Origin of the sequence: Chimaeribacter californicus (assembly GCF_002858675.1) — a bacterium.
Lineage (GTDB): Bacteria > Pseudomonadota > Gammaproteobacteria > Enterobacterales > Enterobacteriaceae > Chimaeribacter > Chimaeribacter californicus.
In genome coordinates, this window is sequence record NZ_PJZF01000035.1 from 1 (window position 1) to 11,953 (window position 11,953).

The 11,953-nt window shown below is 61.5% G+C and carries 9 protein-coding genes and 2 pseudogenes; 9 read left to right on the top strand and 2 right to left on the bottom strand.

The window, feature by feature from the left end:
- The first annotated feature begins 108 nt into the window (after positions 1 to 108).
- From CYR55_RS22235 to CYR55_RS22270, 8 genes are all read left to right on the top strand, one after another.
- Positions 109 to 1,725: a dipeptide ABC transporter ATP-binding protein gene (locus CYR55_RS22235; protein ID WP_101818499.1), complete on the top strand. Its 1,617-nt coding sequence runs from the start codon at positions 109 to 111 to the stop codon at positions 1,723 to 1,725.
- Positions 1,726 to 1,910: 185 nt separating this feature from the next.
- Positions 1,911 to 3,557, top strand: a complete 1,647-nt coding sequence (locus CYR55_RS22240) for a TIGR04028 family ABC transporter substrate-binding protein (RefSeq protein ID WP_101818500.1) — start codon at positions 1,911 to 1,913, stop codon at positions 3,555 to 3,557.
- Positions 3,558 to 3,583: 26 nt separating this feature from the next.
- Positions 3,584 to 4,528, top strand: coding sequence for an ABC transporter permease (locus tag CYR55_RS22245; RefSeq protein WP_101818501.1), 945 nt, complete (start codon positions 3,584 to 3,586; stop codon positions 4,526 to 4,528).
- Positions 4,525 to 5,400 (top strand): ABC transporter permease, encoded by an 876-nt coding sequence (locus CYR55_RS22250; RefSeq protein WP_101818502.1) that lies wholly within the window; start codon positions 4,525 to 4,527, stop codon positions 5,398 to 5,400. Before CYR55_RS22245 ends, CYR55_RS22250 begins: the two co-directional genes overlap by 4 nt.
- Positions 5,397 to 7,022 (top strand): dipeptide ABC transporter ATP-binding protein, encoded by a 1,626-nt coding sequence (locus CYR55_RS22255; protein WP_101818503.1) that lies wholly within the window; start codon positions 5,397 to 5,399, stop codon positions 7,020 to 7,022. Before CYR55_RS22250 ends, CYR55_RS22255 begins: the two co-directional genes overlap by 4 nt.
- A complete protein-coding gene (locus tag CYR55_RS22260) occupies positions 7,019 to 8,050 on the top strand; it encodes a putative FMN-dependent luciferase-like monooxygenase (protein ID WP_101818504.1) in 1,032 nt (343 codons plus the stop codon). Before CYR55_RS22255 ends, CYR55_RS22260 begins: the two co-directional genes overlap by 4 nt.
- On the top strand, positions 8,047 to 9,147 hold the full coding sequence (locus tag CYR55_RS22265) for an alkylhydroperoxidase domain protein (protein ID WP_101818505.1): 1,101 nt from the start codon (positions 8,047 to 8,049) through the stop codon (positions 9,145 to 9,147). Before CYR55_RS22260 ends, CYR55_RS22265 begins: the two co-directional genes overlap by 4 nt.
- 111 nt (positions 9,148 to 9,258) lie before the next feature.
- A complete protein-coding gene (locus CYR55_RS22270) occupies positions 9,259 to 9,564 on the top strand; it encodes a hypothetical protein (RefSeq protein ID WP_146001022.1) in 306 nt (101 codons plus the stop codon).
- Positions 9,565 to 10,560: 996 nt separating this feature from the next.
- On the opposite strand, the pseudogene CYR55_RS22275 reads toward CYR55_RS22270, so the two are convergent.
- Both CYR55_RS22275 and CYR55_RS22280 read right to left on the bottom strand, forming a co-directional pair.
- Positions 10,561 to 10,779, bottom strand: a pseudogene (locus CYR55_RS22275) (cupin domain-containing protein); the annotation flags it as partial.
- Positions 10,778 to 11,518: an SDR family oxidoreductase gene (locus CYR55_RS22280; protein WP_101818507.1), complete on the bottom strand. Its 741-nt coding sequence runs from the start codon at positions 11,516 to 11,518 to the stop codon at positions 10,778 to 10,780. The pseudogene CYR55_RS22275 and the gene CYR55_RS22280, both read right to left, overlap by 2 nt.
- A gap of 210 nt (positions 11,519 to 11,728) precedes the next feature.
- Between CYR55_RS22280 and CYR55_RS24060 the strand changes: the two are divergent.
- Positions 11,729 to 11,920: pseudogene (locus CYR55_RS24060) on the top strand (GNAT family N-acetyltransferase); the annotation flags it as partial.
- Between the last annotated feature and the right edge of the window lie 33 nt (positions 11,921 to 11,953).

Below are 11,953 nucleotides of genomic sequence, written 5' to 3' on the forward strand. Positions count from 1 at the left end.
GGCAAAAATGTGAGAGGCATTGACGATGGTCAAACAAAAAGAAGTCAGGCAGAAAACCGCCTCCTTTCCTCCCCGCCCTAAAAGGACGGGGTATCTCGGAGGCATTCGATGAGCCGTTCACTCTTTATCGATATCCACAACCTGACGGTGCAGTTCCCCTCTGAAGAGGGGCTGAAAACGGTGGTGAAAGGGCTGAGCCTGCAACTGCACCACGGTGAATCGGTGGCCCTGGTGGGCGAGTCCGGGTCCGGCAAAACCGTTACCGCCCGGACGCTGATCGGCCTGCACGACCCCCATGCGCAGATCAGCGCCGATCGTTTCCTGATTAACGGCGAAAATATGCTGAAGGCGGACTCCCGCCGCTGGCGGGCTATCCGCGGCAACCAGATTGGGTATGTGTTGCAGGATGCGCTGGTCTCGCTTGACCCGCTGCGGCGTATTGGCCAGCAGCTCAGCGATGCCCTGCGGGCCACGCACCCCGGCGTGAAACTGGATATCCTCCAGCGCAGCCTGCAATTGCTGGCCTCGGCCGGAATGCCGGATGCCCGGCAGCGGCTCGCCCTCTACCCGCACCAGCTCTCCGGCGGCCTGCGCCAGCGGGCGTTGATTGCGGCCGCGCTGGCAGGCCGGCCGCCGCTGCTGATTGCCGATGAGCCCACCACTGCACTGGACATGACCGTACAAAAACAGATTCTGGATCTGCTGAACCGCCGCCGCGACGATGGCCAGGCGCTGCTGCTGATCAGCCACGATCTCTCGGTGGTCGGCCAGCTTGCTGACCGGGTGCTGGTGATGCGTGGGGGGGAGGTGGTTGAGCAAGGTGCCACAGATGCCCTGCTGCGCGCGCCGCAGCACCCCTGGACGCGCCATCTGTTACAGGCCGTGCCGACCCCGCAAACCCGGGGCTTTCGCCTCTCTTCGCCGGAACCCGCGCCCCTGCCGGCCAGAATGCCCGCCGCCGGTGCGCCGCTGCTGGAGGCCCGTCACCTCAACAAACAGTATGGCGAACAGGCGGTGGTGCGTGATGTCAGTTTTCAACTGGCAGCCGGTGAGACGCTCGGCATTGTCGGGGAGTCCGGCTCAGGCAAAACCACGGTGGCACGGATGGTGCTGGGGCTGACCGAACCGGACAGCGGCCTGATTACCCTGGGCGGTGAAGCGTGGAGCCGGGTCAGCGAGCAGGCACGCCGGGCACGGCGCAGCACGCTCCAGCTGATTGCACAAGACCCGCTCAGCTCTTTTGACCCGCGTTATACGGTGGAGAAAATTATCGGCGAGAGCCTGGATGCGGTGGGCATTTTCGGTGACGCCCGGCGCACGCGGGTCATTCAACTGCTGGACGAGGTACGGCTTGGGGCCGGTTTCCTGCAACGTTATCCGCGTGAGATGTCCGGCGGCCAGCGCCAGCGGGTCGCGATTGCCCGGGCCTTTGCCCCCAACCCGGCGCTGCTGGTGGCAGATGAGCCGGTCAGCGCACTGGATGTCTCCGTCCAGGCGCAGGTGCTGGATTTGCTGGCCGATATGCAGGCTGAACATCATACTGCCCTGCTGTTTATCTCCCATAACCTTGGCGTTATCCACCATCTCGCCGATCGGGTGCTGGTGATGCGGGCGGGCGAAATCGTTGAGCATGGCGAGGTGAACAGCGTCTTTACCGCCCCCCAACACCCCTGGACAAAAAAACTGCTGGCGGCCCTGCCGGTATTACCCGGCCGTGCCGCCTGAAAGCAGGCTGCGCGGGTAACCGGTTTACCTTACCGGCGGGTGCGCCACCGCAAGGCGATCGCTGCCCGCCCTGCCAAATACCATTTCCAGCATTACTTAGCTGAATTCCTTGGTTCACCCTGCCCCGGCTCAGGCTTGATGATGAAGCAGCCCATCAGGGTTCATGATAAAAAAAGGAATTCACCATGCTTACATCCTTCCGCCTTAATGCTGTTCAGCGCACGCTGGCATTAAGCACCGCATTCGCCCTGTTATCCGGGATGGGCACCAGTTATGCCGCTGACACGCCGGCCAAAGGCGGTACGCTTATTTACCTTGAACAACAGGCGCATACCAACCTCTACCCGCCGGCCGGGGGCTTTTACCCGAACGGCGGCATTCTTAACCAGATAACCGACAAGCTGACCTGGCAGAACCCGGAGACGCTGGCGATTGAGCCGTGGATTGCTGAAAGCTGGACGACCAACGCCGATAAAACCGAATACACCTTTACGCTGCGCCCCGGCGTGACCTTCTCAGACGGTACGCCGCTGGATGCCAACGCCGTCGCCAAAAATTTCGATACCTACGGGCTGGGCAACAAACAGAACCGCCTGCCGGTGTCAGAAGTGATCAATAACTACGACCACAGCGAAGTGGTGAACCCGCTGACGGTAAAGTTCTTCTTTAAAAAACCGTCGCCGGGCTTCCTGCAGGGTACCGCCACCATCGGTTCCGGCCTGGTTTCGCTGAGTACGCTGGCGCGTAATTTTGATGCGCTGGGCAGTGCGCGCCACATCATCGGCTCCGGGCCGTTTGTGGTCAGTGATGAAAAACTGGGGCGCGAGGTCGATCTGGTGGCCCGCAAGGATTACCACTGGGGGCCGAAGAATTCACCGCAACAGGGGCCGGCCAACCTGGACGGCATCCACATTATCGTGACGCCGGAAGACAGCGTGCGCATCGGTGCGCTGCTGGCCGGTCAGGCGGACGTCATCCGCCAGGTGCAGGCTTATGACGAGAAGCAGGCCACTGAACAGCACGTCCCGGTGTATGCCGCGCCGACGCGGGGCGTGAATGACAGCATCAGCCTGCGCCCGGATAACGCGCTGGTCGCCGACCTCAAGGTGCGGCAGGCGTTGCTGCACGCTACCAACACCAAACAGGTGGTGGACACCCTCTTCTCCGCCAACTACCCGCAGGCCACCTCTGTGATTGCCCGCTCCGCCGCCGGTTACGTTAACCTCGCAGACAAACTCACCTATGACCCGGCGCTGTCAAAACGGCTGCTGGATGAGGCGGGCTGGGTGCCGGGCAGCGACGGCATCCGCCAGAAGGCGGGCCAGCGGCTGGCGCTGACGGTGTATGAATCCCTGCCACAGCCCCAGAACAAAGAGGTGTTGCAGCTGGTGGCCCAGCAGTGGAAGCAGATCGGCGTCAGCCTGACGGTGCGGGCCGGTGATGCCGGCAGCAAAACCCTGGACAGCCTTGACCCGGAGAAGACGCCGCTGACGGTGTCGGAAGTCGGCCGCGCCGACCCGGATGTGATCAAAAGCATGTTCTACCCGGCCAACCGTGATGCGCTGCTCCAGAAAGGCGGCTCCAGCGACAAGGTGAAAAGCTTCCGTGACGACAGCCTCAATGCGCTGCTGGAAGGCATTTCCGCCGAGGTTGATCCGCAGAAACGGCTTCAGCTGGCGGGGGACGCACAACGCTACCTGCTGGATAACGCCTATGTGATCCCGATCTTTGAGGAGCCGCAGGTGTTTGCCGGGGCGCCCTGGCTGAAAGGGCTGACGTTTGAAGCGGTCGGGCGGCCGAGTTTCTATGCGGCCTGGCTCGAAAAACATTAATTCCCCATTAAGCGCGAGGTGAGACGATGAACCGCTATCTGATGCTGCGATTCGCGCAGGCCCTGCTGGTGCTGTGGGCGGCGTTTACCGTCTCCTTTGTGCTGTTGCAGGTACTGCCCGGCGACGCCATCCTGATTAAATTCCAGAACCCTGACCTTGGCCTCAGCCCGGCGCAGATTGCTGAGATGCGGCTGGCCTATGGCGCAGACAGCCCATTGTGGCAGCAATATCTGCATACGCTGTGGGCGATGCTGCGCGGGGATTTGGGCTATTCGGTGCAGGCGGGGGTGCCGGTCAGTGAACTGATCGCGGATAACTTCCCCGATACCCTGCGTCTGGCCCTGCCCGGTTTTGCGCTGGCGCTGCTGCTGGCCGCATTGCTGGCGTTTGTCTCCAACCTGGTGGGCTGGCGCTGGCTGAAAAACGCGTTGCAGGGGCTGCCTTCGCTGTTTATTTCTGTGCCGACTTTCTGGCTCGGCATCGCGCTGATTCAGATCTTCTCTTTCCAGCTGCGCTGGATCCCAATCATCAACCCCGGCCAGTGGGAAGGGCTGATTCTGCCCATCATCACGCTGGCGGTGCCGATCTCCGCGCCGCTGGCGCAAATCCTGATCCGGTCGATTGACGAGGTACAGACCCAGCCGTTTGTTGCCGTTGCCCGCGCCAAAGGGGCGCACTACAGCGGGGTGCTCTGGCGGCATGTGGCCCTGAATGCGCTGCTGCCGGCGCTGACGGTGGCGGGCCTGCTGTTGGGGGAACTGATCGCCGGCGCGCTGATCACGGAAACCGTGTTCGGCCTGAGCGGCCTCGGCCAGTTAACCCAACAGGCGGTGAACAATCAGGACGTCGCGGTATTACAGGCGATTGTGATGATCTCGGCCGTGGGGTTTGTCGCAATTAACCTGATCGTTGACCTGCTCACCCCGCTTATTGATCCGCGTCTGCACGTTTATACAGGAGCCAGAACATGAGCCTTGTGGACTATTCCGCTGCCGGCACCCCTGCGGCCTCCGGCAATATTTCTGCCCCGGCGGTGCGCCGCCCGCGCCGTCAATGGCAGGTGGGTACGCTGATCGCCTGGCTGGTGATGCTGACCGTGATCCTGGCGGCCCTCGCCCCGGCGTTATTTACCGGCTACAGCGGCACCGAAGGCGTTGCCGGGGCGCAGCGGCTCGCCCCGCAGGCCGGGCACTGGCTCGGCACAGATCAGCTGGGGCGCGATCTTTATGCGCGCATCGTCTACGGTGCCGCCCACTCGCTCGCCGGGGCGCTGGCCGCGGTGGCGATCGGGCTGGTGGCAGGCACCCTTGTGGGCGTCGTCGCCGGGGCAGTGGGCGGCAAAACCGAGGGCGTGCTGATGCGGATGATCGATGTGCTGCTGTCGATTCCCGGTTTGCTGCTCTCGCTGAGCGTGATTATTTTGCTGGGCTTCGGCACGGTCAATGCGGCCATGGCGGTGGGTATTACGTCTATTGCCAACTTTGCCCGGCTGGCCCGGGCAGAAGTGGTGCGTGTGCGCCACAGCGACTACGTGGAGGCGGCCTACGGCAGCGGCGGTACCTTCTGGCGCGTGCTGTGGCGGCATATTCTGCCCAATTCCCTGACGTCGGTGATCGCCTTCTCGGCATTGCAATTCGGCAGTGCGATCCTGGCGCTCTCCACCCTGAGCTTTCTCGGCTACGGCACCCCACCGCCCACGCCTGAATGGGGGCTGCTGATTGCCGAAGGGCGTAACTACATCTCAACCGCCTGGTGGCTGACCACCTTCCCCGGGCTGGTGGTAGTGGCCGTGGTGCTGGCCGCCAACCGCATCAGCCGCCAATTCTCCGGAGGCCGCCGATGAGCGCTCACCCTGTTCCTTTACTGGCGTTAGAGAACCTGACGCTGAGCTACCGCAACGGCCACCACCGCCAGCGGGTGGTCAATAATGTCTCCTTTACGCTGGAAGCCGGGGAAATGGTGGCGCTGGTGGGGGAATCCGGTTCCGGTAAAACCACCACTGCGCAGGCGATCATCGGCTTGCTGGCGGAAAACGGCGAGCGCGACGCCGGGCGCATCCTGTTTAACGGTGTGGAGATCAGCAGCTGGTCGCAGCGGCGGCTCGACAGCCTGCGCGGCGCCCGGATCAGCCTGATCCCGCAGGACCCCGGCAGTTCGCTTAACCCGATTAAAACCATCGGCAGCCAGGTGGCCGAAGTGCTGACGCTGCACCAGCGGCTAAGCCGGAAAGCGCGGGATGAGCGGGTGATCGCCCTGCTGACCCGCGTGGGCTTAAGCCACCCTGAACAACGGGCGCAGCAGTATCCGCACCAGTTATCCGGCGGCATGAAACAGCGGGTGCTCATCGCCATGGCGATTGCCCTGCAACCCACGCTGATCATCGCCGATGAGCCGACCAGCGCGCTGGATGTCACCGTCCAGAAACGCATCCTCGACCTGATTGACGACCTGCGCCGCGAGTCCGGCACCGCTGTGCTGTTTGTGACGCACGATCTGGCGCTGGCGGCCCAGCGCGCTGACCGGTTACTGGTGTTCCGCCACGGCGAGGTACAGGAGCACGGCCCGACCGCCAGGGTGATTGCCGCCCCCAGCAGCAGTTACACCCGCCAGCTGTTTGCGGATGTCTCCGCGCTCGCCCCGCCGGTGACGGCGCGCCCTGCCCCCCTTGCCGCCCCGGCGCTGGTGGCAGAAGGGATCAGCAAAGCCTTCTCACTCGGCCCGCGCGGGTCGCACCCTTTGCAGGCCCTGCGGGATGTCTCCTTCAGCGTGCCGCGCGGCACCACCCACGCCCTGGTGGGCGAGTCCGGCTCCGGTAAAAGTACGCTGGCGCGTATTTTGCTGGGTTTCCAGACCGCTGACAGCGGGCGCGTGGTGCTGGACGGGATTAACACCACCGGCTTGTCCGGTGAGGCGCAACGGCAGCTGCGGCAGAAAATCCAGCTGGTTTACCAGAATCCTTTCGCCTCGCTCGATCCCTCGCAGAGCCTGTACCAGATTATTGAGGAGCCGTTGCTGAACTTTGCGCCGCTGAGCAAAAGCGAACGCCGGGCGCGGGTGGAGGCGGTGACCACGCGCGTGGCGCTGCCGCTTGAAGTGCTGGCCCGTAAGCCGCGGGCGTTATCCGGCGGCCAGCGCCAGCGGGTGGCGATTGCGCGGGCGCTGGTATTGCAACCCGCCATTCTGGTGCTGGATGAGGCCACCTCGGCCCTGGATGTCACCGTGCAGGCACAAATCCTCAGCCTGCTTCAGCAACTTCAGCAACAGCTGGGGCTGACGTATCTGTTTATTTCGCACGATCTCGCCACCGTGCGGCGCATCGCGCATTCCGTAACGGTATTGCGTGCCGGCCAGGTGGTGGATCAGGGGCCGGTGGCAGAGCTGTTCAGTCACCCGGCCAGCAGCTACACCCAGGAACTGATTGATGCCATTCCTGCATTGGGCATTCCCCCTAAGGAGTATGTATGAGCCAAAAACGGTTGGGCTTCTTTACCCGCCTGCTGGATAAAACCTCGCCCCAGGCACGCTACCGGCTGGCCACCGAGCAGATCCAGCGCGCAGAACGGGCAGGGTTTGATACCGCCTGGATTGCCCAGCACCATTTCCATGAACATGAGGGCGGCTTGCCCGCGCCGCTGGTTTTCCTCGCCTCTGTGGCCGCACAGACCAGCCGCATCCGGCTTGGCACCGCCATCATCACCTTGCCGATGGAGAACCCGCTGCGGGTGGCGGAAGATGCCGCCGTGCTCGATCTGCTGGCGGCCGGGCGGCTGGAGATTGGCCTGGGTTCCGGCGGCACACCGACCTCGTTTTTGCCGTTTGGCCTGACCAGCGACCAGCGGCGGGAAGCCTTTACCAGCCACCTGAACACGCTGTTACGCGCCTGGCGCGGCGAGACGCTCGGCCACCCGGATAACCGGCTCTACCCGCCTGCGCCGCAGCTGGCCTCGCGGGTCTGGATCGCCACGTTTTCAGCCGAAGGCGCCGCGCAGGCGGGCCGCGATGGGCATGGCCTGATGCTGTCACGCACCCAGCCGCGCCCGGCCGGGCAACCCAGGCTGCCGCTGGACGCCATCCAGAACCCGATCATTGATGCCTATCTGGCCGCGTTGCCGCCCGGCACCGCACCGCGCATTCTGGCCTCCCGCACTGCGTTTGTGACGGAAAGCACCCGCCATGCCCGCGCACTGGCCCAACCGGGGCTACAGGCGCAGGCGGCGCACCATCGTGCGCTGGGCCATGAGATCCCCGGCGATACGCTGGATGACTACATCGCCGCCTTTGATGTGCACCTCGGCACACCGGAAGATGTGCGTGCCTCGTTGCTGCGAGACAGCAGCCTGCAACGGGTAACGGACATCTCCTTCCAGGTGCACTCGATTGACCCGCCCCATGCGGAGATTCTGCGTTCAATTGATTTACTTGCTGCTGACGTCGGCCCGGCCCTGGGCTGGTCCCCCTCTTCCATGACTTCTGCCAAAGAGATAACCGCATGACACAACCTTATGACTTACTCAATGACCTGGCCGGTATCGCCCCTGACTCCGCCCTGGCGGCGGTGCGCCAACAGCGGGATGCGGCGACCCACGCGACTCAGGGCAGTTACCAGGCGCTGTTTGGGGAAGGCTCAGCCGATTTCCCGCTGACTGAACGCCTGGTGGTGGCCGCCCAGGTTGCCGCCTGGCACCAGGCCCCGGCGCTGGCTGACTATTATGCGCAGCAGGGCAAAAGCCTCCCGTCCGGCGAACGCATCAGCACGGCGCTGGAACAGGCGGAGCGGCTCACCTTCCAGCCGGTCTCGGCCGCCCCAGCGCACCTGGAGGCGCTGCAACAGGCTGGCTGGACACTGGCCGGTATTGTGACGTTGTCACAACTGGTGGCATTTGTCAGTTTTCAGAGCCGTTTGTTACAGGGGTTGCAACTGCTGAACGGCCAGGGCGAACCACAAGGGCAAGCGACACCGGCCGGGCAGTGGCACACCCAGCCGCTGACCCACAGCGGCAAAGCGGCCCCGGTCGCCTTTACCCAACAGGAGCTGGGCTGGACGCCCTGGATCGTGTCCAAACCGCTGGCCCAGTTCACTGAAGATGAACAGGCGACGCTGGCACGCTTTGGCCACACGGACTCCGATTACTTCCGTCTGCTCGCCCGGAACCTGCCGGTGCTGGAGCAACGGACGCTGACCGACAAAGGAATTTTCTATACTGCCGGTGGGCTGCCGCGTGCGGAGCGGGAGCTGGCCGCTACCGTCGCCAGCAAGGTCAATGGCTGTATTTATTGCGCCTCTGTGCATGCGCGCAAGGCCGGGCAGCTCTCGAAACAGCCGGAGGCGGTTCAGCAGTTGCTGGACGTGGCACCCGGCCAGAGCCTGAGCCAGGGCCAGTCGCCGCGCTGGCAGGCGGTGATTACCTTCGCCGCAGCCCTTTCTGCCACGCCGCCGGTGGCGGGCCGGCAACAGATTCAGGCGTTGCGCGATCAGGGGCTGGATACGCTGGAACTGCTCGATCTGGTGCAGGCCACCGCCTTCTTTGCCTGGGCCAACCGGCTGATGCTGACACTGGGCGAGCCTTTTCTGCCTGCCGATGGAGAGTAATGGCCGTCCGTTAATCAAGTTCTGATGCCGTCCCCTGCCCTCAGCCATAGTGAGGCGGGGGATAAAACATCGCGGCTGTCAAAAAACAGAAACGATTGAAAATTACCTTAGGTGGAACTATTTAAAGAGAGCGAGAGAACAGATGACGGAGTCAGCATGATGAACAGATGGAAAAGACGCGATGAACGGGCGCAGGCAGGCCACGACTCAGTCACCGTGCCTGAAGCCGCAGGCAGGCCGGAAACCACAGGGTTAAGCGGCAAAACAACGGGCGGCCGCCGTGGCCCAGTTTTCATCAGCCCTTCACGATTTGAAAGCCCTGCCCATTGGCAACATGACAGCCAAAAGCCTGATGGTGCCGCGCTGCGGATGCTGGCGATTATCCGCCGTAAAGGCCTGGGGCTTTTTGAGCAATGACTGCCCCACCCTTTAGCGCGGGGAGCAGCCAACTATTGAACGGGGAAAACCTGTACTGACGCCCTCTCCCGACGACTTACCCTATTATCACTGCCTCCCCGCCCTGCTCCCGGCCAGCTGCCGGCGTTTAATGCTTCCCATCCAAACGCCTTAATGACGCACCAGCCCGTCGCCCACGGCCTATTGTTTTCCGGCATAACGTTACGGAACGCCTCCCGGCAGCAGTATAAGGGTCACGGCGCGCCATGTTTACTGCCTGACTTTTGTTTGCGCGCACAAGCTGTCTGGAAACCTGTCTTATAAAAAAATTGCATGATGTAACTAAATTTAGGGGTTCAGAGGCTGCTGATCTGTTGCACCGGTAAAAGAGACCGCCCCATACAGGCGGCGGTTTCTTTGGCTTTACTTGTGCTGGTTAACAACAACCTGAGGAGTAATAGAGGTGTAAATTTTCCACCCCTCACCCTCTGGATAGTGCGTCACCAGGGCAAGAAAAAGCATTATCCAGGTGATAATGCCTTTTTCATGCGGCGATCTCCGCAAAGACCGCGCATCGCCATTGCCCCACCGTGAAACCAATGCCGAAACAAGCAGGGTTCACAACCTGCGTCGCGGAGGTGGACAATACTGCTCCCAGAGCACGGTGCCCGGCTGCTAAACCAGTGGAACAGGCCTGGCCAAGAAGATAGCAATGACGTGCTACAAGGAGGAACGCTTTTTTAGCCTGCTTTTACGAAATTCGCCGATATCTTGATTTCGGTTATTTTTTCTGAAAAAAGTCATCTGTTACGCTGAAAAAAACGTCATTTTCAACATGACACCCGTGCACTAAACTTGTACTATCCCCGTGGGTTCACAACCTGCGTTCGCTTTTTCGGAACGTTATCAGAGTGAAGGCGAGCGCTCTCACTCTGCGGCAGAACAGCTGCCTGCTAACAGTTTTCTGCCAATAAAAAAGCCGCGTTACGCGGCTTTTTTTATATCTGGTATTTGAGGTCAGCGCTTATCGGGTTTCCCCGGATGCGGGCCGAAATCCTGCGGTGGGGGAGATTCCCAGCGGTCGGTGCGCGTGGCGGCGTAGTCCGGGTGCATCGGGTAGTAGATTTCGTTCTCCGCTTTGTTCGCTTCACCCACAATCATCAGGCGTACCTCACGATCGCTATTGTTGATGAAGGTATGGCAGATGCCGGTACCGGCAGGAAAAGCGACCGTATTACTGGCGCACCAACCCGCCGTCCACGGCATACTGGCTGCCGGTAACGTAAGAGGCGTCGTCTGACAGCAGGAACAGCGCCACGGCGGCGGCTTCCTCGGCGCGCCCTGCCCGTTTCAGCGGCACCTGGCTGACCACAAATTCCTCAAACTGGCTGCGCGCCGCTTCCGGCATAAAGTCACGGAAGTTTGTCTCTATCGGCCCCGGCACCAGCACATTTGCCCGGATGCCCCGCTCTGCCAAGGCCGACGCCCAGCTGCGCGTCATGGCCACTACCGCGCCTTTGGTCGCGGCGTACAGGCTGGTCGCGGGTGCCCCTTCGTAAACTGAAGAGGATGCTGTAACTAATACCGCAGCACCGGGGTTAAGCAGTGGGGATAACGCAGCCAGTTGCAGCATCGGCCCCCGCACATTCGCATTCATCATGGCGTTAAACGCCTCCGCCGTGACTGTTTCAGGCGCGCCGACCTCAGCATAACCGGCATTCAGCCACAGGCCGTCAAGCTGACCCCACTCTTTTACAGCCTCTGCCAGTGCCGTGGCAGCGTGTTCATCTGCTGCGTCATTACATAACACCAGAGAATCCGCCGGCAGCCGCGCTTTTGCCTCCGCCAGGCGATCCGCATTTAACCCGGTCAGGGCCACCTTCCCGCCCTCATGAATAATCCGCAACGCCCCCGCCAGCCCCATACCGCTGGAGCCACCGGTAATGACTATGCGTTTATTGGTAAATCGCCCCATAATTTCCTCTTTAGTCCGCCCTGTCATTGCCCCACCCTATCATGCAATCAATAACAGGATATTCTGAAAAGGTCATCCTGACGGGCAGGGAATAATAACGTCGCGAAGCGATCGCAGGCTGTTATTAATAATATACAGCGGCCAAGGTTATTACTTCCCGCCAGAATTCCGGGTATAAATAGGGGTACTTTTATATTTCGGGAAAATGCCATGGAATTAAGATCAAAAAGGATGTTACTACGGCCGGTTTGCGTTGCAGATACTGCCGATCTTTTCAGGATTTACGGCGATCCGCAAACGAACCAATTTAATCCGGCAGGGCCTTATCCTGATATTCATTATGCCCGCGCAGCAATGGCCAGATGGCTTGCACACTGGCAAACACACGGCTTTTGTAATTGGCAGCGCCGGTAAGTTTACGTATTTTGTAATTGC

Excerpts from the sequence above, each read along its gene's own strand:
- CYR55_RS22255 (WP_101818503.1), top strand. The coding sequence starts at position 5,397 with ATGAGCGCTCACCCTGTTCCTTTACTGGCGTTAGAGAACCTGACGCTG.
- CYR55_RS22240 (WP_101818500.1), top strand. The coding sequence starts at position 1,911 with ATGCTTACATCCTTCCGCCTTAATGCTGTTCAGCGCACGCTGGCATTA.
- CYR55_RS22260 (WP_101818504.1), top strand. The coding sequence starts at position 7,019 with ATGAGCCAAAAACGGTTGGGCTTCTTTACCCGCCTGCTGGATAAAACC.
- CYR55_RS22265 (WP_101818505.1), top strand. The coding sequence starts at position 8,047 with ATGACACAACCTTATGACTTACTCAATGACCTGGCCGGTATCGCCCCT.
- CYR55_RS22245 (WP_101818501.1), top strand. The coding sequence starts at position 3,584 with ATGAACCGCTATCTGATGCTGCGATTCGCGCAGGCCCTGCTGGTGCTG.
- CYR55_RS22250 (WP_101818502.1), top strand. The coding sequence starts at position 4,525 with ATGAGCCTTGTGGACTATTCCGCTGCCGGCACCCCTGCGGCCTCCGGC.
- CYR55_RS22280 (WP_101818507.1), bottom strand. The coding sequence starts at position 11,518 with ATGGGGCGATTTACCAATAAACGCATAGTCATTACCGGTGGCTCCAGC.
- CYR55_RS22235 (WP_101818499.1), top strand. The coding sequence starts at position 109 with ATGAGCCGTTCACTCTTTATCGATATCCACAACCTGACGGTGCAGTTC.